We start from the raw sequence: 26,000 nt of genomic DNA, 5'->3' as shown, positions 1-26,000 counted from the left end.
GTGAGGTTTTAGAAAAGGAGGAACAAGACGGTGAAAATCACCAATATAAGAACAGATCGATTAATTGTACCTCTTATTAAACCCTTTAAAACGGCGTTACGTACAGTTAATCACCTTGAAACCGTGATTGTTTTTGTTGAATGTGAAAATAAAACAGGCGTAGGTGAAGCACCTGCCACTCATGTTATTACGGGAGATAGTTTAGAAAGTATTCAATCCACAATAGAAAATATCTTTCGTCCTTTAATGATAGGTATGGATATTATGAATTATGAACAACTATTTGAAAAAATTGATCAAGCGATCATTCATCATTCAAGTGCTAAAGCGTGTATTGATATGGCTATCTATGATCTTTTATCTCAAAAAGCAAATCTTCCTCTTTATCAATTGCTAGGGGGCTACCGCCATGAGCTTGAAACAGATTTTACAGTAAGCGTAAATGAGCCGCAAATGATGATTCATGATGCCATTGATTTAATCGATAAGGGCTTTAATACTTTAAAAATCAAGGTAGGAAAAGGGGATATCGAAACTGACCTTGAAAGGATTGAACACATACGACGAGCGATTGGCCCTGAAGTTAGACTTAGATTGGATGCAAATCAAGGTTGGACGGTTAAAGAAGCTATCTATGCTATTCACTACTGTGAAAGAAATCAATTAAATATCGAGCTGATAGAACAACCCGTACCGGCATGGGATATTGAAGGATTAAAGGAAGTTACAAAAGCTGTTGAAACACCCATAATGGCTGACGAAAGTGTGTTTACACCACACGATGCTATGAAACTTCTATCATCGCGGTCGTGTGATTTGATTAATGTAAAACTTATGAAATCAGGCGGCATTCATCATGCATTAGAAATTAACCATTTTGCTGAAGCGTATGGGGTTGAATGTATGGTTGGAAGTATGATTGAAAGTAAAATTGGAATAACGGCTGCCGCTCATTTTGCAGCTAGTCAGAAAAATGTGACGCGATGCGATTTTGACGCCCCTCTCATGCTCTTAGTTGATCCTGTTGAAGGGGGAATTACCTACCAAGGTAGAAAAATTTTTATGCCAACCTTACCAGGTCTCGGAATCCGTCATATTGATGCGACATGTCTGTCAAAAGGAAGTGTACAAGGATGAATCAAATTACACCCTTCCTTACAAATGTTTCTGTTGCAACGGTGTGGAAAAGCCCCGATTCGGTGCGTAACGTAGATGGTAAAGCAATAAACTATCCATGTGATATCGAGGGATGGCTTCATGATATGTCTGAAGAAGAAACTATCGCTTTGTGTAGAGAAAATCGTCTGGAAACCCAGCTTCTTTTTGGTGAAGAATTTCTTGTGGAAAAAATGGTAGACGGTTGGGCGTATGGGTATGCGGTTATGCAATCATCCTCGAAAGATCCAAGAGGTTATCCTGGATATGTCCCGGTAAACCAGCTCATAAAAAAACCTTCAAGTTGGGATGATCAAACTAATTGGTTGATCGTGAAAGAGGACCGAGCCCCTTTATATAATCAAAAAGGTGAAAGGGTCACGATTCTTAGCATGGGGACAAGACTTCCAATTATTAAAGACTTAGACGAGAACATCAGTGTATTGGTTCCTTCAGGTGAGATAGGGTATTTAGATAGAAGTTCTATCGCTTATGATAAATTAAAGCCTTTTAGTAGCCAAGCGATTATAAAATTAGCGGAACGCTTTCTAAATTTACCCTATCTTTGGGCAGGTATGAGTTCATACGGCTTCGATTGCTCAGGGTTTAGCTACTCCATGTATCGAATGTTTGGGAAAATGATACCAAGAGATGCACATGATCAGGCGATAAAAGGAGAAGAAGTAACGTTTGGGGAAGAAAAACCGGGTGATCTTCTTTTTTTTGCATATGAAGAAGGAAAAGGAACGATTCATCATGTAGGGATTTATTACGGTGACGGCAAAATGATTCATTCTCCGACGCCTGGTAAAAAAATTGAAATTACCACTCTTAAAGGAACCATATTTGAAAGAGAGTGTTGCACAATAAGACGATATTTAATAGAATCGGAGGCTAATGTATCATGAAGGATCCTCTTCTAGAAGTACAGAATCTAAAGAAATACTTTCAATTGAATAGGAATGAGACGTTAAAAGCAGTTGATGGGGTATCCTTTACCTTGTATGAAGGGGAAACACTCGGAATCGTTGGGGAATCAGGATGCGGGAAATCGACACTAGGTAGAACGATCCTTGGTTTATATGATAAAACAGAAGGTGACGTTCGGTACAAAGGAAAAGATTATCTCCAAACAAGACAAGATCGCTTTCAATTAACAAAAGAAATGCAAATGATATTTCAGGATCCTTATGCCTCATTAAATCCTCGTTCAACTGTTTACGATCTTATTTCAGAACCAATGGATATTCACGGATTATATCCAAACAAAAAAGATAGACGCCGCCGGGTTGAAGAACTATTACAAGAGGTGGGGCTGACAAAAGAACATTTATATCGTTACCCCCATGAGTTTAGCGGTGGTCAAAGACAACGGATAGGCATTGCTCGTGCACTCGCTCTGGAACCTTCAATGATTATTGCTGATGAACCTTTATCGGCTTTGGATGTTTCTATTCAGGCGCAAGTGGTCTATCTTTTAAAACAAATACAAAAAGAAAAAGGCTTAACTTTCCTCTTCATAGCACATGATCTGTCATTGGTAAAATATATGAGTGATCGCGTTGGCGTTATGTATCTTGGACAATTGGTTGAATTAACAAGTAGTGATAAGTTATATCAACATCCTCTTCATCCATATACTGAAGCCTTATTATCGGCCATTCCGATTCCTGATCCTGATATTGAGGAAAAAAGGGAAAGGATTATTTTGGAAGGAGATCTTCCAAGTCCAATAAATCCTCCATCCGGTTGTGTCTTTCGAACGAGATGTCCTCATGTTATGGATATTTGTGCACAAGTCAAACCAAATTTTAATGAGATCGATAAAGATCATTTTGTTGCCTGCCATCTTTATCAACAACAACGTGAGGATAAAAAATCAACAGAAGCGGGTGTTACAAATTGATCACACTATTTTATGAAAAACTAGATCAACTTGTATCTCCTTTTGGGAACAAAGTGAGTGTCGTTATCCAAGGGGATCAATGTCACTATACGTTTAATGAAACGACTAAGATGTTATCAGCAAGCTTAATAAAACTTCCAATACTCCTATATGCTTTTGAACAAATTAAAAAAGGGAACCTGTCTTTTAGTCAAAAAATACGTATCTCTTCGGACAATATTGTTGATGGATGTGGTATTATTCAAGTCCTTCATGATGTAAATGATTGGTCGATTCGAGATTTACTAGGTTTAATGATTAACGTTTCAGATAACACAGCAACCAACGTTTTAATGGACGTATTAGGAATTGAACACATTCAAGCTTGGATTAATGATCATCAATTGAATGGGACAAGTATCCAGCGGAAAATGATGGATATGGAAGCTAAAAAAGAAGGTAAAGATAATTTCACTTGTGCTGCTGATATCACTCATTGTATGGAATTAATCTTTTCAAGTTCTAATTCGTTAAGCCATGATTTTCCTTTCATTGATAACTATTTTTTAAATCAACAATTCAGAGGAAAATTACCAGGTAAAATCGAATATACCCCCGTAAAAATATACAACAAAACAGGGGAAATGGAGCGTATCTCACATGATACAGCCTTCATAAAATTAAAGGATAAAAGGGCTATCGTAACATGTATGACGAGTGGCTTTGATGATAGTATAGAAGCGGACCAACTAATCCAAAAAATTGGTGAACGGGTCTATTTATTCTTTAATGAGCAGGTTTGATCACAAAAAATTGCATGGGAATAGACTCTTCGGTAAACTATAAGGAACTGCCTATGCGTGCAGAAATTAGTAAGAAGGTGATCAATGAATGCTTAAACAATTTATTTCATATTATAAACCGTATAAAGCCTTATTTATATTGGATTTTTCTTGTGCGGTTATCGCCGCTCTATTAGAGCTTGCCTTTCCAGTAGCCGTAAATCAATTCATCGACCAACTGTTACCAAGTCGTAATTGGTCTTGGATCATGTTAGCTGTATTAGGTTTACTATTTTTCTATTCTATAAACACGGTCATGCAGTTTGTCGTAAACTACTGGGGACATATGCTTGGGATCAATATAGAGACCACCATGCGAAAACAATTATTTGAGCATATTCAAAAGCAATCATTCTCCTTTTTTGATAATAATAAAACAGGTCATTTATTATCACGACTAACCAATGATTTATTTGATATCGGCGAAGTGGCACACCATGGCCCTGAAGATGTGTTTATCGCGGTGATGTCTTTGTTTGGATCATTTGTTTTAATGCTGACGATAAACTGGAAACTAGCCTGCTTAACCTTTGTTCTAGTTCCCATTTTAACCATCCTTATTGTCTTTTTTAATAAAAAAAATGACCCATGCGACGACGAGAATTTATAAAGATATCGCTACCTTCAATGCCAATATCGAAAATACTGTTGGTGGTATTCGAGTGGTCCAAGCTTTCTCGAATGAAGCATATGAAAACGAGCAATTCAAAAAAAATAACACCAAGTACCGCTTGGCTAAGTTATTATCTTATAAAATATTAGGTGCAAATAATACCTTTAATTACTTTCTTATGCGTTTAATTACCCTATTTACACTGATCTGCGGTGCTTATTTTACAATTAACGGTGAAATTACGAATGGTCAATTTGTGAGTTTCTTATTACTGACGAATATCTTCATTCGACCGATAGAGAAGATCAATGCTGTGATTGAATTGTATCCGAAGGGAATTGCCGGTTTCAAAAGATTTATGGAATTGATGCAAACAAAGCCTGAGATTGTGGATCTTCCGGAAGCAATTGATGTTGATCACGTTGATGGCCACATTATCTATCAAGATGTCTCATTTGGATATGAAGGAAAACAAGATATTTTAAATCATATTAATCTAGAAATAAACCCTGGGGAAACCGTCGCTTTTGTTGGACCCTCTGGAGCCGGGAAAACAACGATCTGCAGTTTGCTCCCACGATTTTATGATATTAAATCTGGTGAAATATCGATCGACGGCCTTTCAATTCGTGATATGACATTGTCATCCTTGCGTCAGCATATTGGCATCGTGCAACAAGATGTCTTTCTATTCTCAGGCACATTACGTGAGAATATCGCTTATGGAAAATTAGATGCAACAGATGAGGAGATCTGGCATGTTGTCCGCTTAGCACGATTAGAGGATACCGTTAGAGCGATGTCAGATGGACTTGATACAGTTATTGGTGAACGGGGTGTTAAACTATCTGGGGGTCAAAAACAACGACTTTCGATCGCAAGGATGTTCTTAAAAAATCCTTCTATTTTAATTCTCGATGAAGCAACATCAGCATTAGACACGGCAACTGAAATTGCCATTCAACAATCGCTTGAAGAACTATCTGAGGGCCGAACGACATTAATTATTGCTCACCGATTAGCAACAATAAAGAATGCAGATCGAATTATCGTAGTGACAGAAGAGGGAATCGTAGAACAAGGAAACCATGCTGAGTTATTAGACAAAGGCGGGGTCTATAGCCAGCTTCATCAAGCACAGTTTCAGATGTCTTAATAAGGTAAGGTGATAAAACACCTTACCTTTAGTTTTCATTTTCTATTAAGCCTGAGAGCGGAACAGTCTGTTCATTTTCTGGTTCATCAAGTGGAAAAATCCGTGCCGTTTTGTTTTCGTCATTCACAGCTTGAATGTATATTGGAGTTCCTTGATACTTGACATCAGCCATAATGGGTGAGGTACTAATTTCCTTTGCTCGATGGATGTTTATGATTAACACCTCCATTTTAATTTGACAAGCATGATTAGTCTTTACAAATGAGGCAAGAACATGCATAATCCTTTTTCAGTCATACATGCTTAGAAGGAATGGTTTATTTTGACTAATCATCACCTTGTTGAAATGTACATATCATGCTTTTTATTTAGTTACAAACAATAGGGAATGACTTTTCAACGTTTTCTTCTTGCAATTTAAGGTGGCAATGGCTTAAAATAAAAAAGTGTAATAATTATCTGGTAAATCAATTTTTGGTTTGACATTTTGATGGATCCTTTGTAATAGTTCAAATGAAAAAACCAAAAAGAGTGAATTCAGTTGTGAAGGAGAAATGTAAACATGGTTAAACAACAGATTGGTGTTGTTGGTTTAGCTGTTATGGGGAAAAACTTGGCTTTAAACATTGAAAGCCGTGGTTATTCCGTTGCAGTTTATAATCGTACATCATCAAAAACAGAAGAATTTTTAGCTAATGAAGCAAAAGGGAAAAATTTTGTTGGTACATATAGTGTTGAAGAATTTGTCGAATCACTAGAATCGCCACGTAAAATTTTATTGATGGTTAAAGCTGGATATCCAACGGATGCAACGATTGAATCGTTAAAACCTTATCTTTCAGAAGGTGATATCCTTATTGATGGCGGTAATACATTCTTCAAAGATACAGTGCGTCGTAATAAAGAACTCAGTGATGCTGGTTTGAATTTTATCGGAACAGGGGTATCTGGCGGTGAAGAAGGCGCCTTAAAAGGACCTTCTATTATGCCTGGTGGACAAAAAGAAGCTTATGATCTCGTTGAACCAATTCTTAAAGCGATCGCAGCCAAAGTTGATGGTGAACCTTGTACAACATATATTGGTCCAGATGGTGCGGGTCACTATGTAAAAATGGTACACAATGGGATTGAATATGGGGACATGCAGTTAATTTCAGAAGCTTACTTCCTTTTGAAAAATGTTCTCGGCTTATCGACTGATGAACTTCACGAAGTATTCACTGAGTGGAATAAAGGAGAACTCGATAGCTACTTAATTGAAATTACAGCTGATATCTTTACGAAAAAAGATGACAAAACGGGTAAACCATTAGTTGACGTCATTCTTGATACGGCTGGACAAAAAGGAACAGGTAAATGGACAAGCCAAAGTGCACTTGATCTTGGTGTACCACTTCCCATTATTACTGAATCCGTGTTTGCCCGTTTCATTTCTGCAATGAAAGAAGAACGTGTGAAAGCAAGTAAACTTCTTAAAGGTCCAGAAGTTAGCGCCTTTGACGGTGATAAAAAAGCGTTAATTGAATCTATCCGTAAAGCCCTTTATATGAGTAAAATCTGTTCTTATGCCCAAGGTTTTGCGCAAATGAAAGTTGCTTCAGAAGAATATGATTGGAATTTGCAATATGGAAATATCGCCATGATCTTCCGTGGTGGATGTATCATTCGTGCTCAATTCTTACAAAAAATCAAAGATGCCTATGATCGAGAAGCAAACCTTGATAATCTCCTCCTTGATCCATATTTCAAAGATATTGTAGAGAATTATCAATCAGCCTTGCGTGAAGTCGTTTCGCTTAGCGTGAAACAAGGTATTCCAGTTCCATGTTTCGCTAGTGCCTTAGCTTATTATGATAGCTATCGTACAGCAACACTACCTGCAAATCTTCTTCAAGCCCAACGTGATTACTTTGGAGCTCACACTTACCAAAGAACAGACATCGATGGCGTATTCCATACTGAATGGATGAAAAAGTAATAAAGCATAACGTTTAATAGACAGCGATTTATTTTCGCTGTCTATTTTTTAACAATTATCAACAAGTAAGAACATTATGTAAACCAATAAATCATATTAATAAATTATTCTATAGCTAATTATTGAAAAATGATAAGATGATGACATATAAAAAAGGCTATAAAGTGACTAATAAAAGTGTCACTTATAGCCTCTTTATTAATTTTGAGATGAATGTTTTTCGTAAGCGGCTTTATTTTCTTGTTTTAAGTACTCTGTTACCCAGCCACTTTTAATTCCCCACAAATAGAACACAAATCCAAAAATGGCAATAACCCCAAAATCATATCCAAATGGAATAACGTTTAATCCACCAAATTTGTTACTTCCAATCCAAGAAATAAAAATCATAAAAAGCAAATAGGCAATCAGCCAAACACCTGCTTTAAGGTCTTTTGCAAACCCTTTGAAATTTTCTTTAGCTTGATAGTAGAAATATAAAGGCAGACCGATAATGATAATAAACGTGACTTTACCAGTAAGTGGCCAAGTGGCCCAGTAGTAAATCATCGAAGCCGCGATAAACGCTATCGGTGCAATGATAGGCATTCCTTTAACTTGTAAAGGGTGCTTCACCTTATCGCCAAAATGTCTAAATACCATCACACAAACAGGCCCTGTAACATACGAAATTAATGTGGCTACAGAGATAACACTAGCAAGAGATCCCCATCCTCGGAAAAGAAAGAGAAAAATGAAAGAAACAACGAGGTTAAACCACATTGCTGCACGCGGAACACCAACTTTTGAATTGACTTGTCCAAAGAGCGGTGGGAAAAATCCATTTCTTTCCATCCCATATATCATCCGTGCTGTCGTTGCAGTATAAGTAATACCTGTACCCGAGGGCGATACAAAAGCGTCCGCAAATAATAAAAGAACCAGCCAGTTTAACCCAAGAGCCATCGCCAAATCTGCAAAAGGAGAACTTAGATTTAAGTGTGTCCATCCTGACTTTAACATGCCCTCTGTCACGCCACCAATGAACGTCACTTGTAAAAGTACATAAATAACCCCAGCAATCAGAATAGAACTAATGACCGCTATGGGTATCGAACGTCCTGGATTTCTAGCTTCACCAGCGAGGTTAATTGGACTTTGAAACCCATTGAAAGCAAAGACAATACCAGACGTAGCGACAGCTGTTAACACACCCGACCAACCATTTGGCATAAATCCACCATGTTCAGGTGCCGTAAAATTATGCGCATTAAACCCTGTATACATAATCCCTACAATCACTAAAACCGGAATAATAAATTTAAAAATAGTTATTGTAGAATTAACTTTAGCAAACAAACTGACAGTAAAATAATTTAAAAGAAAATACACGATAACTAATAGAGCAGCAATAATAAGGCCTGGGAAGGTTAATTCTGAGCCATTGTAAAGCTGGTGAGTCCAATCAAAATTCCATGAACTTAAATATTGGGTCGAAGCAACAGCTTCAACTGGAATAACGGATACGATGGCAATCCAGTTAGCCCAGCCAGAAATAAAACCGACGAGTGAACCATGAGAGAATTGTCCATATCTTACCATTCCCCCAGATGCTGGAAACATAGCACCAAGTTCAGCGAATGTTAGTCCAATAAATAAAATAATAATCATACCTAATATCCAAGAATATATCGCAGCAGGACCTGCGACACTAGCCGCTTTCCAGGATCCAAAGAGCCAACCAGAACCAATGATGGAACCGAGCCCTGTCATCGTAAGAGCAAATGTGCGGATATCACGACGCATTGAATTTTTCATATTTTTCCACCTTTCTAAGTTGTTATCACGTGTGTTATGAATGAAAAAATAGGACCAATTTATAAATTTTTCACTTTCCACTTCCTCAGATCTATTTCAATTAAGAGGACATTATAAAATTTTATCATTTTTTTGTGAATTTGTCCTAGATTACGACTAAATATTGTTTAAATTTGATAAAAAAGAAGGACATTTTGTTAAAATTAGTCGAAAAAATTTTAAGTTATGAACGATCATTTTTTATTTCTTAAAACCTATCAAATTGTTTGAGGAAAATACTCTTTTTATTCATAAGTTAAAAGCAAAGATGTAGATAAAATGAATAGAGTGATAAAGCTATACTCAAAATACGACTAATAATGCCATAGAGGTTAAAGGAGTCGAGTGAATGATCGTAATCAAGACGTTTACTAGTTTAATCTTTGCGAAAAAAAGGTAAAAGACGTTTAAAGATATATTTTCAAAGGGTGAAGTGAATTGAGAAAAGATGATGATAATAACATAAAGGACCACAAACGCACGAATGAATCAAACTATATTCAACAACACTTAGCAAATGAACGTACCTTCCTTGCCTGGATACGAACCGCAATAGCCATCATTGGTGTAGGATTCTTGGTTACGAATTTGCATTTTAATATGAGATCCAGTCTTTCACCACTTGGTGATTTATTAGCCGATTTAATTGGGTTATCATCTGTAGGGTTAGGTATATTAACCATCATGTTGGCTATTTTTTCATATTTTAAAAAAGTGACGACCATTAATGATCAAAATTTCCAAACACCAAAAATTACAATTATTTTACTTGGCTTTTTTGTTATCTTGATTGCACTCATTTTTGGTCTCTATTTTTTAATATTATAGGTATCGTTTTAAAAAAATGGATAAATGTTTCTTTCTAAATTTCGGCTATCATTCACTTTTTTCACCATACTAAAACAGGAGGTGTAAAAAATGACAATTGTACGACTTGGTTATGTTGCTATGAGCATGGAATTGAAAAATGCCTCTCCATCAAAGACGATGACATTTGCCCAGTTCCAAAAACTGTTGAACAGGGAAGCGGCATTACGAAAACTGGAGCGTATTGCACAACTAAATTTACAAAATACACTGAGATTACTGAAGCATAACTTAGCGTCTGGGATTCACTTTTACCGTTTAACTTCACGTCTCATACCTTTAGCAAATCATGAGGAGTTGCTTGATTGGGATTATATGAAACCGTTACAGGAGAATTTACGTGAAATAGGGGATTTTGTGAAAAAACATAAAATGAGAATTGATTTTCACCCGGATCACTTTGTCCTACTTAATTCCCCTAAAGAAGATATTTTGAAGAATGCAATTAAAACGCTTAAACTTCATTATTTACTGCTAAAGGGGATGCCGTTAAATCCTATACATCGATGTGTAATTCACGTCGGAGGAAAATATAAAGAGATAGAAAAGTCACTCGAACGATTTGTTGATAATTGGATGATCGTTCCTAGATCCATTCAAAAAATGATCATGCTGGAAAATGACGATACGTCATTTACGTTAGAAGATACACTTTATTTATGTGAAAAATTAGATATTCCACTCGTTTTTGATTATCATCATCACCTTGTTCATCATCATTCTAATTGGGAAGAAAATTGGGATCGAGTGGTTCAGACATGGAGACATTCTCCCTTGCCTATTAAGATGCATATCTCAAGTCCAAAAAGCGATAAAGAGGTTCGACATCATTCGGATTATGTGGATATTGATATGTTCTTCAAATTTTTAAACGTCATAAAAGGAAGCATTCCACAAATTGACTGTATGATTGAGGCGAAGAAAAAAGATAAAGCCCTTTTTAAATTAATGGATGAAGTGAGAACAAGGACAGATGTTGAAGTGATTGATGGCTCGTCTTTTTTATTGAAGTAAGAACTGAAGTAAAGCTTTAAAAATACTTACCTGCGCCTTTGGAAAAACGGATTTCAAACATTATTCCTACCGTCCTCAAATATTTCATCAAAAGTTAGGTGTTCTCCTTTTGAAACTCTTCTATTGATTTTTCCATGTTTTGTTTAGATTCCTTGTCTAAAACAACCTCTTCATTTTGTTGTTTGTTTAATTTATCTAAGTACTCTTTGATTTTATGATATTTTTCGACTGGCATATTATCTATTTGCTTGAATAAATCCCATTTTGAAATACCCATATTTGTTCCTTCCTTAAGTAATTATTTGTGAAAATTATATCACATTTAATGTTAGTGTCTTTCATGTCTTTTGGGTAAACTTAAATTGAATAAATAAAAATAAGGAGGTGATGCCTAATGACATCTAAACAAGAACCCAATCGATTAATCAATGAAAAATCCCCGTATCTGCTTCAACACGCCTACAACCCAGTTGACTGGTATCCATGGGGAGAAGAAGCATTTGAAAAGGCAAGAAGTGAAAATAAACCGTTATTGGTAAGTATTGGATACTCAACTTGCCATTGGTGTCACGTCATGGCCCATGAATCATTTGAAGACGTAGACACAGCCCAGATCATAAATGAGCATTATGTTGCGATAAAGGTCGACCGTGAAGAACGGCCGGACATTGATGCTGTTTATATGACGGTTTGCCAAGCATTAACAGGACATGGCGGTTGGCCGTTAAATGTATTCATCACACCAGATCAAAAACCATTCTACGCAGGAACCTATTTTCCTAAAACGTCCATGGGTGGAATACCAAGTTTTAAAGATGTTTTACTTTCCCTATCAAAACAGTATCAAGAAGATCCGCAAAAAATTCAAGATGTGGGTCTGTCTATTGTCGAGGGACTATCTCAACAGTCAGCAAATGAAAATAAGCTTTCAATAGATATTTTTCAACAAACTTTCGAACAATTGTTAAGATCATTTGATACTTCTTATGGTGGTTTTGGTTCTGAACCGAAATTTCCTTCACCTCATCAACTTACTTTTTTACTTCGCTTTTTTCATTGGACCAAAAACGAATCAGCCCTGAAAATGGTAACAAAGACGTTACATAGCATGGCAAAAGGGGGCATCCGAGATCATATTGGCGGTGGATTTGCACGATACTCTGTAGATAAAAAATGGCTTGTGCCTCACTTTGAGAAAATGTTATATGATCAAGCTCTTATTACTCTCAGTTATACAGAAGCCTATGTATTAACAAAGGATCCAATTTTCAAAGAGATTGTATATGAAACTATTCATTATGTGGAAAGAGAGCTCTTAGACGAAAAGGGTGGATTTTATTGTGCAGAAGATGCAGATTCAGAAGGGGTCGAAGGAAAATATTATGTTTGGTCACCATTAGAAGTATTAGATGTCTTAGGGGATAACCTTGGTGAAGTGTTTTGTGCAGCATACGATATTACTGAAGAAGGGAATTTTGAAGGGAAAAGCATTCCAAACCAAATCGACGTCAATTTAGACGAAGTCATGGATACATTTAAACTATCAGAGGAAGAGATGTCGAACATTTTAACTGAAGTAAAAGACATTTTATTAAGTCATCGAAATAAACGAATCCATCCGCATAAAGACGATAAAATATTAACATCTTGGAATGCACTAATGATTGTGGCCTTAGCTAAAGCGGGACAAGTATTCAAAGAGGAACATTTTATAAATTTAGCGGAAAATGCGTTTGAGTTTATCGAGTCTACTTTAACGAAAGATGGAGAGTTAATGGCTAGATACCGATTGGGTGAGATAAAACATAACGCCTACTTAGATGACTATGCCTTTTTGGCTTGGGCATGCGATACCTTATATGATGCCACTTACCATGTGGTATATCTTGAAAAGATGCGTCATTATGTAGATGAGATGATTCAAAAATTTGAGGATAAAGAACAGGGTGGTTTCTATCTTAAAAATATATCAACGCCAGATTTAATTTTGAAAACCAAGGAAGTTTACGACGGTGCTATCCCATCTGGAAATAGTGTTGCCTGTTATGTATTATATCGATTATCAAGACGATTAGGAAACCCAATATATGAACACCATATGAATCGTTCTGGTCAGGCTTTTTCTGATCAAGTCGCATCATATCCGATGGGGTATACGTTTTTCCTTTCCAGTATTCTTCAGCCACATGCAGAACCTAAAGAACTCGTAATTGTTGAAGGAGCAAGTCGTCAAATTAATAACAATGAGTTGAAATTAGGCCAATTATTTTTACCGAATGTGGTTGTCATTTCAGGAACGGAGGAAGAACTAACCAGGTTAAATTCCGATTATCAGGCATATAAAGCAATCAGTGATCGAACAACTTACTATTTATGTGAAAATTATCAATGCCAGGCACCAACAAATGATGTTAATAAAATAATCACTCAATTTTAATAAACAACCTCGTATACCCGGTTTTTGCTAAGAAGAGAAACCTTTAAGAACTAAAAAATGCCTATCCTAAAATTTAGGGTAAGGCATTTTTTATAGGAGTTTGTCGTAAAGCTCGAATGGTTTCAAAGCAATTTTCTATAGGATGATAATCCGCTTTTAATACAGAGCTTTTAATATTTGATAACTTTTTATTATCCCGACTTAGTGTAGCAAACCAACCGCCAAATTCATGATCTACAAAATAGTTCCATGCATAGTTGAAAATAACGTTATAATTGGCCCAATATTGATCGTTTCCGGTTCTTACAGCAAGTAAAGCTGAAGCTCCAATCGCTTCCGCCTGTACCCAATAATATTTATCTGTATCAATGGGTTGGTTTTGATAGAGAGAATAGTAAAGACCACCAAATGTGTTGTCCCATCCCTTACTCATTCCGAGTCGATATAACTGTTCTGCTTTTGGTAATATCCAAGATTCAGGAGCATAGCGTTCAAGCATAACGAGTAATTTACTCCATTCGATGGAATGTCCGGCAATGAATCCAAAAGATCTTATTTCATCATTTTTTGTATTAAATTTATTATAGTTCCAATCAACCGTCCAATCTGAATGATAGTTCTCCCAGATCATGTCATCTGTTTGAGAAGCTAAATGCATGGTTACATTTTTAGCAAGTAGGAGGGCTCTTGATAAGTACTTCTCCTCTTTCGTTATTTCATAGGCCGATATGAGCGCCTCGCACATATGCATATTTCCGTTTTGACCACGATATGTCGATAATTTTTTCCAATCTTCCGTTAGGCCATCGTTATAGAGACCGTATTCTGATTGAAATAAATGGTCCTCTAATGTAAGGTAAATAGTATTTATCATTGGCCTTGCAAAATCAAAGCCTGCTTCAAGTGCTTTTGTTGCTGCTAACAAGGCAAAGGCGTGACCATACGTGTACTTGCGACTATCTTTGATTTTTGTTCCTTCAAGAATCCAATAGTATCCACCGTTTTTTCTATCTAGTAAATGATTTTGTAAGAAATCGAGTCCATGTAATGCAGCGTCACGGCACCAAGATTCGCCACTAAGGATATAGCCGACACTGAAGTTATAAATGAATCGGCATGTACCGACAAGCGTTTTTTGTGGATCTGGGCATAAATCCCCATCATCATAATAGCAACTATAATATCCGCCATTTTCTTTATCAATACAAATTGGATAATAAAATTTCAAAATATCGAAAATATGACTCTTAAGCCAGTCTTGGTTCTGAAAATCTATTTTCTTTTGCATTAAAACTACTCTCCTTCGTTGGTCGTTGTGTAATTAGTTCATTCCCTAATGAGTATTTTTAAAACTATATATAAGTAAGTGCGTGTTCAAAAAGGTGACAAATTAGAAGCAAGAAGATCAAGGCGGCGCTGTTTTGAGGACCGGAATGTAGGTTTTTACTACATGAGGACTGGAAAAACAAGTAAGCGTCCGAGATTCGTAGCTTATCATTTGGTGCTTTTTTGAACAACCTCTATAAGAAGATTATGTATAATGAAGTGAGTAGGGAATGGTACATATATAAATTATGAGAGAAGGTCTTCTATGTCAGAATGGTTAACGATATTCAATGATGATGGAATAAACATTGGGATTAAGGAACGTGATCAAGTTCATCTAGATGGTGATTGGCATGAGACCTTCCATTGCTGGTTTTTTGAAACAGATCATGAACAGATAAATCTATATTTTCAGAAAAGGTCTCATAATAAGAAGGATTTTCCAAATTTATATGATATTACGTGTGCTGGCCATATTGACCATGATGAAAAAGTGATTGAAGCAGGATTGCGCGAACTTCAAGAGGAATTAGGTGTCATCCTGCAAGGAAAAGATCTGATCTATGATTCTGATTTTAAAGAAACGATTCAGCTAGATTCGTTTATTGACAGAGAGATTTGCCATCTTTTTTTCATGAACTTGACTCAACATCGGTTAAACTTGTTAAATGTCGGAGATGAAGTTGACAGTATTGCAAAAGTGGATATCGATCTATTTGAGCAATTAATAAAAAACGAGAAAACTGAAATTCCAATGCTAGAATTAACGAAAGATGGGTTGTTTCAGAAAAAGGTGACAAAATCCTCATTTTGTCCTCATGACAATAACTATTTTTACCATATTATACAGGTATGTAAGAAACGTTCTTAATTTCTTTATATTATATTGAAAGGAAGGATCGATATGACATGGAAAACCATTTGCTTTGATTTTGATGGAACATTGGCAGATACCTTACCGTTAACCTTTCATTGTTTAAAAGCCGTTTTTGAGAAATATGATAATCAAACATACAGTAATCATGAGCTGATTGACATGTTTGGCCCTACAGAAGATGGAATCATTAAAAATCATCTAAAAAATAAGGACAAATTCGATTTGGCTGTTGAGATGTATTATCGATTATATGAACAAGATCATGATTCATTTGTTGACCATAATGAAGATATTGAACGAATGCTCCACTATTTAAAATATAAGGGGATAAAATTAGGCGTCATGACAGGGAAAAGCCGGAGAGCTTTTGCTATTTCCAGTACTTTGTGCGGTTTATCTCATTTTTTTGATGTGGTGATAACTGGCGATGAAGTCCAACATCCTAAACCACATCCAGAAGGTCTGTTAAAAGTTATGAAAGAACTCGGGTCTACTCCGCAAGAAATGATCTTCATTGGTGACAGTATGGCCGATATTCAAGCTGGAAAACGGGCCAATGTGACGACTGCTGGGGTTCACTGGTTAGATACCTATCAATCAGATCACTTTGAAACAAAACCAGATTATATCTGGACACATGTTGACGAGTTTGTTTCGCTTTTTCAAAATAGGAAAGAATGAATCCCAAGCTATGGCTGGATTGGAGTAAAAATAAACCGTTATTTTTGATTAATCCATGTAAATAACTTCACAACGTCTAGCATATACATTAATATAAAATGACAAAAGAGGTGTCACTATGCCTTGTGTGAATGGTCAACAGTACATCAATCGAATTGATCATTTAAAATCCAATGTTTGGATTAATGGTCAAAAAGTGACTGGTAATATTTCTGAACATTCATCATTTAAAGGCATTATGAAAAGTCAAGCCTCACTTTATGATTTACAATGTCGAAAAGACATGATTGATATCATGACGTATTTATCTCCAAAAACAAATGAACGAGTAGGAATGTCGTTTCTACAACCAAAAACACGCAAAGACCTTGAAAAAAGGCGCAAAATGATTGAAACTTGGGCAAGACAAAGTGCCGGCATGATGGGTCGTTCTCCAGATTATATGAATACGGTGCTAATGAGTTTTTCTGCTGCATCGGACTTGTTTTCTGATCCAAAAGGTAAGGGAAATTTTGTCAAGTACTATGAATATTGCAGAGAGAATGATTTGTCATTAACACATACGTTTATTAACCCCCAAGTGAATCGATCGTCAAATTATATGGATAATTCGAATGAGGACATTTCAGCTCGTGTCATAGATAAAAATGAAAATGGAATTATCGTTCAAGGAGCAAGATTATTGGCAACGCAAGGAGGCATAACAGATGAAATTCTTGTATTTCCTCCTGGTGGAAATCAAGTTGATACATCACTATGTTATGCTTTCGCCATTCCATCAAATTTACCTGGATTAAAATTTCTATGTCGCGAGTCTTTTGATTACAGGCATGATGAATACGATCATCCGCTTAGCGCAAGGTTTGATGAAATGGATGCCGTAGTTGTCTTTGATCATTGTGAAGTTCCTTGGGAACGAGTTTTTATTTATGGTGACCCTTTTTCTGCGAGCCTCCTTTATAGTGAAAGTGGATTTTTTCCCTATCAAATCCATCAAGTTACAACAAAAAATGTGGTAAAAACTGAATTTGTTTTAGGCGTTCTTCAATCAATCGTTGATACAATTAATATAGGAGAATATCAACATATACAAGAGAAGATTGTAGAAGTGGTGATGGCTCTAGAGACATTAAAAGGGTTTTTAATTTCATCTGAAACAAGTGCATCTCGAGATCAATGGGGATTTATGGTACCAGATCGTAACCCTCTTTATGCGGCTATGGCTTATTTTCCAAAAATTTATCCGAGATTTATTGAAATCATGCAGTTGATTGGTGCAAGCGGGTTAGTTTCCATTCCGACAGAACGAGATTTTCATTCAATAAATCAAAACGAATTAAATAACTATCTGCAATCAGCCACGCTGAAAGGATATGAAAGAGTCAAGTTATTTCGATTAGCCAGTGATCTGTGTATCAGTGCCTTTGGTGGGAGACAGACTTTGTACGAACGCTTTTTCTTTGGTGATTCAGCAAGGCTATCCGGAACAGTGTATCGTGAATATGATCGGTCAGCCTATGTTGATTGGGTTAAAAAATTTTTACATCAGTCATGATGTTCTAGCATTTTGACTAAAAAACGGTCGATTTCTAAGTTAAGGTTTTGATTGAAGCAAAAACCCTCAAGCAAAAAAGCTTGAGGGTTTATTCAATCCAGTTCTTTTTCTATCTCTTGCTTGGTGATTAAATCAAAAATCTGATTGGATTCAAAGTAATCGAAGAGTTGATTTAACCATTTATAGTACTCAATTGCATAGTTGAATTTCTCTAAATCATGAAGAACGGTTTCTTTCTCATCAATCGTTAGATCTTCTTCTAATACCGTTTTTAATTCTCGCATAGATTGATTTATGGCTTTCACATTTAATGAAATCACCTTACGCCACTCGTTCGAGAAAAAATCAATAAAAATTTGATACCAGTCCTTTTTTGCTTCATAAAGATCTTTACGAATCCCTTTCTTCCAAACCTTCTCCACCATATTAAGATCTGTTAGCGTTCTTACAGACGTACTCATACTTGTCTTACTCATTTTTAATTCTTCTTTCATCTCATCAAGTGTCATCGGTTTGTCATTAAAAAAGAGTGTCCCATAAAGACGTCCAATTGAAGGTGTAACACCGTATAAATACATGTTATGTGAAATGGTTTCAATGACACGTTCTCTCGCTGATTCCATAAGCGTTTTCTTATCCAATTTTATAACCACCATTATTCGTTTTTGTTATTTTACATATGATTTATTTTACCCATTGTTGAGAAATAATGAAAGAATCAAGTTGATACGGAAAATGGAGTAATCGGGAGGATTACTTAGAAAACAAGACGTAAATTACGTACGGTACAAACTGTACGTACAAAATGAATTGTTTTAAAAGTATATATCGTTTGCTATTAGGTTTTAACTAACGTTAAAATAATAAAGGCGATCACATTGGAGCAAAATAGAGAAAGGATATTTTTTTTTGAAAAATTGAGGTGACTAAATGAACAAGATTGATGTTAAAAATATTACGAAAGTCTTCGGAAAAAATCCAAGACGTGCCGTTGATATGTTAAAACAAGGATTAAAAAAGCCTGAGATATTTAAAAAGACGGGAATGACCGTAGGTGTCAACCAAGCTGATTTTTACGTCAAAGAAGGTGAAATTTTCGTTATCATGGGGCTTTCTGGTAGTGGGAAATCCACACTAGTCCGTCTTATAAACCGTTTGATCGAACCTACATCAGGTGAAATCCACATTGACGGTCAAGATATTACGAAAATGAATAAACAAGAGTTAAGACAAGTTCGTCAGAAAAAAATCAGCATGGTTTTTCAGCGATTTGCTTTGTTTCCTCATCGAACCATATTAGAAAACACAGAGTATGGGCTAGAAATACAAGGTATGAGTAAAGATGAGCGTCGTGAAAAAGCAACGAAAGCACTTGAACTGGTTGGATTAAAAGGTTATGAACATCAGAACCCTAATGAGCTATCAGGTGGTATGCAACAAAGGGTTGGATTAGCCCGTGCTCTTGCAAGTGATACAGATATTTTGCTCATGGATGAAGCTTTTAGTGCACTAGACCCATTAATCCGTAAAGATATGCAAAATGAATTGTTAGACTTACAAAGCGACATGCATAAGACGATTGTGTTTATTACTCACGATCTTGATGAGGCTTTGAGAATTGGTGATCGGATCGCGTTAATGAAAGATGGCTCGATTGTTCAAGTGGGGACTCCTGAAGAAATCTTGATGAATCCAGCCAATCGTTATGTTGAACAATTCGTAGAGGACGTTGATATGAGTAAAGTTATTGTTGCAAGTAACATAATGATTCGTCCGGAAACCATATTTATTGATCGTGGTCCAAGGGTTGCATTGCAACTTATGCGTGATGAAGGGATTTCTTCCATCTATGCCGTTGACAAAGGTAAAAAATTTCTCGGGATTATAAGCGCTGATGACGCATTAGAAGCGACTAAAACAGGCAAGTCCTGCCGAGAAATTGTAAAAGAAGTTGTAACGGTTAAGCTGGATACCTTATTAAACGATTTATTTGAGGATATGAATCATTCGCCTGTTCCATTACCTGTGGTAGATGATGAGGGCAGACTTCGAGGAATCGTCAAGCGTGCTGAAATAATTGCCGCTTTATCTGGAGACCAGGATGCTCTAAATGGAAATGGGGTGAAATTATGAGTGATCCTTTATTGCCAAAAATACCTCTTGGGCATTGGATTGACCTATTCATCCAATTTATTACAAATAATTTTGAAGGATTCTTTGGTCAAATTGCTAGTGGCCTAGCAGGTTTTGTAGAGTTTCTTGTCACAGCATTTGAATTCATCACTCCAGTTGGATTCATTATTCTTTTCACGGCCATCGCTTTTTGGCGTCGGGGTTGGGGTGTTGCGTTATTTACTTTGATAGGTCTTGTTTTAATTTATGACCTTGGATATTGGCATAATGCCATGCAAACCTTCTCACTTGTTGTAACATCGGTCGTTCTCTCTATTATTATCGGGTTACCTCTTGGGATCATTGCAGGAATTAATAATACATTTAAAAGTATTATTACACCTATACTTGATTTGTTACAAACCATGCCTTCTTTTGTTTACCTTATTCCAGCTATCTTTCTTTTTGGTACAGGGATGGCGCCTGGCGTTGTAGCAACCATTATTTTTGCGATACCGCCAACCATTCGTTTAACGAATTTAGGGATAAGACAAGTTCCAGAAGACTTAATTGAGGCTTCGGAATCCTTTGGTTCAACCACCATGCAAAAATTATTTAAAGTACAATTGCCTCTTTCTATGCCAACCATCATGGCAGGGATTAATCAAAGCATCATGTTAGCATTGTCTATGGTCGTTGTAGCATCTCTTGTAGGGGCTCCTGGACTCGGTGCTGACGTTAACTTTGCCGTAACGTCTTTAAGAACGGATATTGGTTTTGAAGCAGGTATAGCTATCGTGATTATTGCGATTATGTTAGACCGGATTTCACAAAATACAAGAAGTAAAAAACAATAGGAGGATTTTTCTATGAAGAAAATAAGTTTAGCTATCGTGGCGTTGTTTGTTGTCATTGGTATGGCACTTTCAGGCTGTGGTAACAAAGGAAACGATAAAAATGAGTTTATTGGAGATAAAGTGAATCATACTATTACGGGTATTGATCCTGGTTCAGGAATTATGAAAGCTACTGACCAAGTGATTAAAGATTACGGTCTTAGTGATTGGAAAGTCCAATCGGGTTCAGAATCAACCATGACAGCTTCATTAGATAAAGCGATAAAAAATAAAAAACCGATCATTATTACGGGCTGGACACCGCACTGGATGTTCTCTAAATACGATTTGAAATATCTTGAAGATCCAAAAGGTGTCTATGGAAAAGATGAAGAAATTCATACAGTCATCAACAAAAACTTTGCAAAAAAAGATCCTAATGCGACAAAATTCTTAGATCAATTTAATTGGTCTCCGGATGATATGGGTAAAGTCATGCTTGATATTCAAGGTGGAAAAAGCGAACAAGAAGCAGCAAAAGCTTGGATAAAAGCAAATCAAGACAAAGTTAACCAATGGAAAAAAGGTGTAAACAAAGTAAATGGCAAAACAGTAAAATTAGCGTATGTCAGCTGGGCATCTGAAATTGCAAGTACAAATGTTGTTGCTGAGGTTCTCCGTGATCTTGGCTATAATGTAAACTTAGAACAATTAGGTGCAGGACAAATGTTTGCAGGTCTTGCAAAAGGCAGTGATGATGCCATTGTAGCTGCTTGGTTACCATCAACTCACGCCGATTACATGAATCAATTTAACAACAAACTAACAGATCTCGGTACTAACTTGAAGGGTACTAAATTAGGTCTTGTTGTTCCAAAATATATGAAAATCAACTCAATCGAGGATTTAAAAACAAAATAACTTAAGATCATAAAGAGAGGAGAGCGGCGATAAGCCGCTCTTTTTTTGAAGGTTTAATTAATAAAAATAACATTATGTAAACCAGTTTAAAAATATATGATTAAACAAACATTTGTTTAAGCGATATGTTCGGATAAAATAGCTCAAGTTTGCGTTGCTATTGACTAAAAATTTCAAGGCAAATTATCTAACGAACGCGTATTCGTTATGTTAGAATGGGAGTATGAAATAGAGATAAGCGTTTTTTATCTCCTAAGGAGCATCGTTTATGAAAGTGAGACAATCTATTGAGAATTTACTCACAATTTTAAGAAATAATCCAAATATCGCTCATTGGCATACAATTCCTGAACGGCATGCCCAGTCTGTCTCTTTTCCTGAAGAGATGGATCAACGGTTAATTGAGGCATTAAGTCACAGAGGAATTTCAACTTTATATAGTCATCAAGCTGAAGCGTTCTTGAAAGTAAAAGAAGGAAAAAATATTGTTGCGGTCACGCCAACGGCTTCTGGTAAAACGCTTTGCTATAATTTACCTGTCTTACAAGGAATCATTGAAAAAGAGTCAAACCGGGCGTTATATTTATTTCCAACTAAAGCACTCGCTCAAGATCAGAAAAGTGAAATGAATGAATTGATCGATGAGATGGGTATATCAATCAAAAGCTATACTTATGACGGCGATACACCGGGTCAAATTAGACAAAAAATAAGACAAGCGGGTCACGTCGTGATAACTAATCCAGATATGTTACATTCCGCAATATTACCACATCATACGAAATGGGTTTCATTGTTTGAGAATCTACAATATGTTGTCATTGATGAACTCCATACGTATCGAGGTGTATTTGGAAGTCACGTGGCTAATGTTATCAGACGGTTAAAAAGGATCTGTGACTATTACGGTAGCCATCCAGTTTTTATTTGTACCTCAGCAACGATTCAAAATCCGAGGGAACATGCAGAAATCTTAACTGGTGAGAAGATGCATTTGATAGACAAAAATGGCGCACCTAGTGTACGTAAACATTTTATCTTTTATAATCCACCGGTTGTTAATTATGCGCTAAATGTAAGAAAAAGTGCAACGCTTGAAGTTAGAGATCTTGCCAAAACTTTTTTAAAAAACGATATACAGACCATTGTTTTTGCAAAAAGTCGTGTCAGAGTTGAACTGCTTTTAAGTTATCTCCAACAACTCAATACGGGTAGACATGAACGATCTAAAATAAGAGCGTATCGAGGCGGTTATTTGCCTTCAGAACGACGAGCCATCGAAAAAGGATTAAGAAGTGGAGAAATTATGGGTGTTGTAAGCACAAATGCTTTGGAACTAGGCGTGGATATTGGTCAACTTCAAGTTTGTATCATGACAGGTTATCCAGGAAGTGTTGCAAGTACTTGGCAGCAAGCAGGAAGAGCAGGCAGAAGGCAAGACGAAGCTGTGATTGTAATGGTTGCTTCTTCAGATCCTCTTGATCAATATATCGTTCATCATCCTGATTACTTTTTTGAAAGAAAACCAGAAGCGGTTCGGATCAATCCGAATAACGTTATAATATTGATCGATCACATTAAATGTGCAGCCTATGAATTGCCGTTTCAAGTTGGCGATCGTTTTGGTGATTTAGAAGTTGACGATCTTTGTACCTATTTGGCTGATGAGGATGTTCTGCATTTTCAAGCAAACAAATGGTATTGGATGAATGATGCTTTCCCAGCGACAAATATTAGCTTAAGGTCGGCTACGCAAGAAAATGTGGTTATTGTTGATCAAACCCACCCGGAGTCTGTTCAAATTATTGGTGAGATGGATCGATTCAGCGCCATGACCATGTTATATGAGGAGGCTATCTATCTTCATCAAGGAAAGCAATATCAGGTAGAAGAGTTAGACTGGGAAGAGAAAAAGGCTTATGTACGTTCCATTAGTGTAAATTATTATACCGATGCTAATTTAGCGGTACATCTCGATGTACTCGATGTCGATCAATATGAAAAAGAGATGGGAGAAAAGGTAGAGCGTGCTTTTGGCGATGTGTCTGTTCGAGCTCTGCCTACGCTATTCAAAAAAATAAGATTTGAAACCCACGAAAATATTGGTTCTGGACCTATTCATCTTCCAGAAGAGGAAATGCATACGAGTGCAGCATGGATAAGTTTTTCGAACGAAGTGGTTGAAGAGGTAGGTAAAGAGACGTTTGAATATATCTTACTCGCTTTAAGCCACGTTCTCAAAACGGCCGCGTCATTATTTGTGATGTGTGATGTCGGAGACTTGTCTGTCGTCCCAATGATTAAATCTCCCCATAATGAGCAATCAACGATCTTTATCTACGATCGATACCCTGGTGGAATCGGGCTTAGTAAAACGATCTATCATAAATTTCCGGAATTACTTGAGGAAGTAACGTCATTGATTGAGGGGTGTCATTGTGAAAAAGGCTGTCCTTCTTGTATTGGGCTTGGTGAAGAAGCACCCAAAAATATAAAAAAAATCATCATTGATCTATTGAAGGAAACAAAATCGTGTCATTAAAAAAGCAATTAGAACGATATAAGCAAAAAAAGAAGCAAAAATCTGCCCATGAGACGACCGTGAGTCAAGAAGGACAACCGTCCAACCATAAGGAAAGATGTAAGTTTTCGAAAGAAGAAATATATGAGAAAGAGCTTCGACTAGCAGCGCAAAATCTCCAGGCTGATATCAAAACGTTTGACAATCAAATGGTGCTTATTCGATCAAAACATATTGACTTAGATGAAAAAATAGGACCATACAAGGGGAGACAACTTTTTGATATTATATCAAAATGGCAGGAGCTGACGTTTACTCATCCTTTATCAGCACAAGGGTTAAAAGCAGAGGAGTTGCTATTTTTTGATACAGAAACAACGGGTTTAGATGCTGGAGCTGGAAATATGATCTTCTTGATCGGTTTTGCGCGAGTATCAGAGGATGGAATTACCTTAAAACAATATTTTTTACCGGGACCTGGACATGAAACGGCTTTTTATTATCATTTTTTAACGGACTGCAGGGAACTTAAGCACCTTGTGACGTATAATGGAAAAGCTTTTGACTGGCCAAGAGTAAAATCACGCTATCAATTTGTCCAAGATCGTGTACCCAAACTACCTGCCTTTGGACATTTTGACTTACTCCATGCCTCGCGGAGACTTTGGAAAAATCGTCTCGAACAAACACGGTTACAAACAGTTGAAAAAGAGATTCTGGGGATTGACAGGGGAGGGGATATCCCTGGTCATATGGCTCCATTTTTATATTTTCAATTTCTGAAACAACCTAAAGCCTCACTTGTTGAAGGGGTAATAGAACATAACTTCCAAGATATCTTGACATTAATTAGTTTATATATTCATCTTTCCATAAAATGTTTTGGTGAAGAAAATGTAGACGATGATGAACAGTTTGAAATAGCCAGATGGTTTCAATATTTAAAATGCAACGAGGAAGCGATCGCTCGATTTGAAAAATTGATTCATTCTTCATCTTCATCCGAAATAAATGCCAAAGCGAATAGGAATCTTGGTGATTTATATAAAAAACAAAAAAATTATTCAATGGCTTTAAAGTATTATCTGAACATCATCGAAACAGGACAAGTAGAAGATGAATCCACCTACATTGAAGTCGCCAAATTACTTGAACATCACTATAAAGATATAGATCAAGCACTGAAATATACACAATGTGCCATGCAATTTATTAAGGATCGGCATATTATTCATACATCTGATTTATCTAAAAAAATGGATCCATTAATCAAACGAGAAAACCGTTTGAAACGAAAGGGAAATAAGAAAAATTAAAATAAAAATATTACCCGGGTAAGCGCAAAATACGTCTTTCTTCGCTATATTAGTGTTGAATAAACCTTTTAT

The 26,000-nt window shown here is 36.4% G+C and carries 22 protein-coding genes and 1 pseudogene; 18 read left to right on the top strand and 5 right to left on the bottom strand.

Annotated elements, in window-relative coordinates; translation table 11 throughout:
• The first annotated feature begins 30 nt into the window (after positions 1-30).
• The 5 genes and pseudogenes from GMB86_RS13140 to GMB86_RS13120 all read left to right on the top strand — a co-directional run bounded on the left by GMB86_RS13140 (position 31) and on the right by GMB86_RS13120 (position 5,651).
• Positions 31-1,137, top strand: a complete 1,107-nt coding sequence (locus tag GMB86_RS13140; RefSeq protein ID WP_329602921.1) for a mandelate racemase/muconate lactonizing enzyme family protein — start codon at positions 31-33, stop codon at positions 1,135-1,137.
• On the top strand, positions 1,134-2,063 hold the full coding sequence (locus GMB86_RS13135) for a C40 family peptidase (protein WP_155220665.1): 930 nt from the start codon (positions 1,134-1,136) through the stop codon (positions 2,061-2,063). Before GMB86_RS13140 ends, GMB86_RS13135 begins: the two co-directional genes overlap by 4 nt.
• Positions 2,060-3,061, top strand: coding sequence for an ABC transporter ATP-binding protein (locus GMB86_RS13130; protein WP_155220663.1), 1,002 nt, complete (start codon positions 2,060-2,062; stop codon positions 3,059-3,061). Before GMB86_RS13135 ends, GMB86_RS13130 begins: the two co-directional genes overlap by 4 nt.
• The gene (locus GMB86_RS13125; protein WP_155220661.1) at positions 3,058-3,843 is read left to right on the top strand and encodes a serine hydrolase; all 786 of its coding nucleotides are present in this window, start codon (positions 3,058-3,060) and stop codon (positions 3,841-3,843) included. The genes GMB86_RS13130 and GMB86_RS13125 overlap by 4 nt, the downstream gene beginning before the upstream one ends.
• An 88-nt stretch (positions 3,844-3,931) precedes the next feature.
• Positions 3,932-5,651, top strand: a pseudogene (locus GMB86_RS13120) (ABC transporter ATP-binding protein).
• Between the two features lie 28 nt (positions 5,652-5,679).
• Here GMB86_RS13120 and GMB86_RS13115 read toward each other — a convergent pair.
• Positions 5,680-5,865, bottom strand: coding sequence for an H-type small acid-soluble spore protein (locus GMB86_RS13115; protein WP_329602926.1), 186 nt, complete (start codon positions 5,863-5,865; stop codon positions 5,680-5,682).
• A gap of 348 nt (positions 5,866-6,213) precedes the next feature.
• Between GMB86_RS13115 and gndA the strand changes: the two genes are divergently transcribed.
• Positions 6,214-7,629, top strand: coding sequence for an NADP-dependent phosphogluconate dehydrogenase (gndA, locus tag GMB86_RS13110; protein ID WP_155220659.1), 1,416 nt, complete (start codon positions 6,214-6,216; stop codon positions 7,627-7,629).
• Between the two features lie 198 nt (positions 7,630-7,827).
• On the opposite strand, the gene GMB86_RS13105 is transcribed toward gndA, so the two are convergent.
• Positions 7,828-9,426 (bottom strand): APC family permease, encoded by a 1,599-nt coding sequence (locus GMB86_RS13105; RefSeq protein ID WP_155220657.1) that lies wholly within the window; start codon positions 9,424-9,426, stop codon positions 7,828-7,830.
• 477 nt (positions 9,427-9,903) lie between these two features.
• On the opposite strand from GMB86_RS13105, the gene GMB86_RS13100 reads away from it, so the two are divergent.
• Complete coding sequence (locus GMB86_RS13100; protein ID WP_155220655.1) at positions 9,904-10,293, top strand: YidH family protein; 390 nt, start codon at positions 9,904-9,906, stop codon at positions 10,291-10,293.
• 90 nt (positions 10,294-10,383) lie between these two features.
• On the top strand, positions 10,384-11,346 hold the full coding sequence (gene uvsE, locus GMB86_RS13095) for a UV DNA damage repair endonuclease UvsE (protein WP_155220653.1): 963 nt from the start codon (positions 10,384-10,386) through the stop codon (positions 11,344-11,346).
• 94 nt (positions 11,347-11,440) lie between these two features.
• Here the strand turns inward: uvsE and GMB86_RS13090 are convergent, their stop codons facing one another.
• Entirely contained in the window at positions 11,441-11,623 is a 183-nt protein-coding gene (locus GMB86_RS13090; RefSeq protein WP_155220651.1) for a hypothetical protein, read from the bottom strand.
• A 117-nt stretch (positions 11,624-11,740) separates the two neighbouring features.
• Here GMB86_RS13090 and GMB86_RS13085 point away from each other — a divergent pair, with 117 nt between their 5' ends.
• Entirely contained in the window at positions 11,741-13,783 is a 2,043-nt protein-coding gene (locus GMB86_RS13085; protein WP_155220649.1) for a thioredoxin domain-containing protein, read from the top strand.
• A 73-nt stretch (positions 13,784-13,856) separates the two neighbouring features.
• Here the strand turns inward: GMB86_RS13085 and GMB86_RS13080 are convergent, their stop codons facing one another.
• A complete protein-coding gene (locus GMB86_RS13080) occupies positions 13,857-15,071 on the bottom strand; it encodes an AGE family epimerase/isomerase (protein WP_155220647.1) in 1,215 nt (404 codons plus the stop codon).
• Between the two features lie 78 nt (positions 15,072-15,149).
• On the opposite strand from GMB86_RS13080, the gene GMB86_RS15590 reads away from it, so the two are divergent.
• From GMB86_RS15590 to hpaB, 4 genes are all read left to right on the top strand, one after another.
• Positions 15,150-15,296, top strand: coding sequence for a hypothetical protein (locus GMB86_RS15590; RefSeq protein ID WP_196220228.1), 147 nt, complete (start codon positions 15,150-15,152; stop codon positions 15,294-15,296).
• Between the two features lie 78 nt (positions 15,297-15,374).
• Positions 15,375-15,980, top strand: coding sequence for an NUDIX hydrolase (locus GMB86_RS13075; protein WP_155220645.1), 606 nt, complete (start codon positions 15,375-15,377; stop codon positions 15,978-15,980).
• Between the two features lie 33 nt (positions 15,981-16,013).
• Positions 16,014-16,667, top strand: coding sequence for an HAD family hydrolase (locus GMB86_RS13070; RefSeq protein WP_155220643.1), 654 nt, complete (start codon positions 16,014-16,016; stop codon positions 16,665-16,667).
• Positions 16,668-16,785: 118 nt separating this feature from the next.
• A complete protein-coding gene (hpaB, locus tag GMB86_RS13065; protein WP_155220641.1) occupies positions 16,786-18,222 on the top strand; it encodes a 4-hydroxyphenylacetate 3-monooxygenase, oxygenase component in 1,437 nt (478 codons plus the stop codon).
• Between the two features lie 92 nt (positions 18,223-18,314).
• Here hpaB and GMB86_RS13060 read toward each other — a convergent pair whose 3' ends face one another.
• Complete coding sequence (locus GMB86_RS13060) at positions 18,315-18,869, bottom strand: GbsR/MarR family transcriptional regulator (protein ID WP_329602925.1); 555 nt, start codon at positions 18,867-18,869, stop codon at positions 18,315-18,317.
• Between the two features lie 283 nt (positions 18,870-19,152).
• Between GMB86_RS13060 and proV the strand changes: the two genes are divergently transcribed.
• The 5 genes from proV to GMB86_RS13035 all read left to right on the top strand — a co-directional run bounded on the left by proV (position 19,153) and on the right by GMB86_RS13035 (position 25,928).
• Positions 19,153-20,355: a glycine betaine/L-proline ABC transporter ATP-binding protein ProV gene (gene proV / locus GMB86_RS13055; RefSeq protein WP_155220637.1), complete on the top strand. Its 1,203-nt coding sequence runs from the start codon at positions 19,153-19,155 to the stop codon at positions 20,353-20,355.
• Entirely contained in the window at positions 20,352-21,191 is an 840-nt protein-coding gene (locus GMB86_RS13050) for an ABC transporter permease (RefSeq protein ID WP_155220635.1), read from the top strand. Before proV ends, GMB86_RS13050 begins: the two co-directional genes overlap by 4 nt.
• A 12-nt stretch (positions 21,192-21,203) precedes the next feature.
• Positions 21,204-22,091, top strand: a complete 888-nt coding sequence (locus tag GMB86_RS13045; RefSeq protein WP_155220633.1) for a glycine betaine ABC transporter substrate-binding protein — start codon at positions 21,204-21,206, stop codon at positions 22,089-22,091.
• 268 nt (positions 22,092-22,359) lie between these two features.
• Positions 22,360-24,633: a DEAD/DEAH box helicase gene (locus GMB86_RS13040; protein WP_155220631.1), complete on the top strand. Its 2,274-nt coding sequence runs from the start codon at positions 22,360-22,362 to the stop codon at positions 24,631-24,633.
• On the top strand, positions 24,624-25,928 hold the full coding sequence (locus GMB86_RS13035; protein WP_155220628.1) for a ribonuclease H-like domain-containing protein: 1,305 nt from the start codon (positions 24,624-24,626) through the stop codon (positions 25,926-25,928). The genes GMB86_RS13040 and GMB86_RS13035 overlap by 10 nt, the downstream gene beginning before the upstream one ends.
• Positions 25,929-26,000 lie beyond the last annotated feature (72 nt).

It is taken from the genome of Terrilactibacillus tamarindi (genome assembly GCF_009718825.1).
Classification (GTDB): Bacteria; Bacillota; Bacilli; order Bacillales; family Sporolactobacillaceae; genus Terrilactibacillus; species Terrilactibacillus tamarindi.
This window is presented reverse-complemented; position numbering and strand designations above follow the sequence as displayed.

What these genes read in the sequence shown, in the direction of transcription:
- GMB86_RS13135 (WP_155220665.1), top strand. Translation starts at nt 1,134, where the DNA reads ATGAATCAAATTACACCCTTCCTTACAAATGTTTCTGTTGCAACGGTG.
- GMB86_RS13045 (WP_155220633.1), top strand. Translation starts at nt 21,204, where the DNA reads ATGAAGAAAATAAGTTTAGCTATCGTGGCGTTGTTTGTTGTCATTGGT.
- GMB86_RS13105 (WP_155220657.1), bottom strand. Translation starts at nt 9,426, where the DNA reads ATGAAAAATTCAATGCGTCGTGATATCCGCACATTTGCTCTTACGATG.
- GMB86_RS13085 (WP_155220649.1), top strand. Translation starts at nt 11,741, where the DNA reads ATGACATCTAAACAAGAACCCAATCGATTAATCAATGAAAAATCCCCG.
- GMB86_RS13050 (WP_155220635.1), top strand. Translation starts at nt 20,352, where the DNA reads ATGAGTGATCCTTTATTGCCAAAAATACCTCTTGGGCATTGGATTGAC.
- GMB86_RS13040 (WP_155220631.1), top strand. Translation starts at nt 22,360, where the DNA reads ATGAAAGTGAGACAATCTATTGAGAATTTACTCACAATTTTAAGAAAT.
- uvsE (WP_155220653.1), top strand. Translation starts at nt 10,384, where the DNA reads ATGACAATTGTACGACTTGGTTATGTTGCTATGAGCATGGAATTGAAA.
- proV (WP_155220637.1), top strand. Translation starts at nt 19,153, where the DNA reads ATGAACAAGATTGATGTTAAAAATATTACGAAAGTCTTCGGAAAAAAT.
- GMB86_RS13070 (WP_155220643.1), top strand. Translation starts at nt 16,014, where the DNA reads ATGACATGGAAAACCATTTGCTTTGATTTTGATGGAACATTGGCAGAT.
- GMB86_RS13130 (WP_155220663.1), top strand. Translation starts at nt 2,060, where the DNA reads ATGAAGGATCCTCTTCTAGAAGTACAGAATCTAAAGAAATACTTTCAA.
- GMB86_RS13075 (WP_155220645.1), top strand. Translation starts at nt 15,375, where the DNA reads ATGTCAGAATGGTTAACGATATTCAATGATGATGGAATAAACATTGGG.
- GMB86_RS13080 (WP_155220647.1), bottom strand. Translation starts at nt 15,071, where the DNA reads ATGCAAAAGAAAATAGATTTTCAGAACCAAGACTGGCTTAAGAGTCAT.
- hpaB (WP_155220641.1), top strand. Translation starts at nt 16,786, where the DNA reads ATGCCTTGTGTGAATGGTCAACAGTACATCAATCGAATTGATCATTTA.
- gndA (WP_155220659.1), top strand. Translation starts at nt 6,214, where the DNA reads ATGGTTAAACAACAGATTGGTGTTGTTGGTTTAGCTGTTATGGGGAAA.
- GMB86_RS13090 (WP_155220651.1), bottom strand. Translation starts at nt 11,623, where the DNA reads ATGGGTATTTCAAAATGGGATTTATTCAAGCAAATAGATAATATGCCA.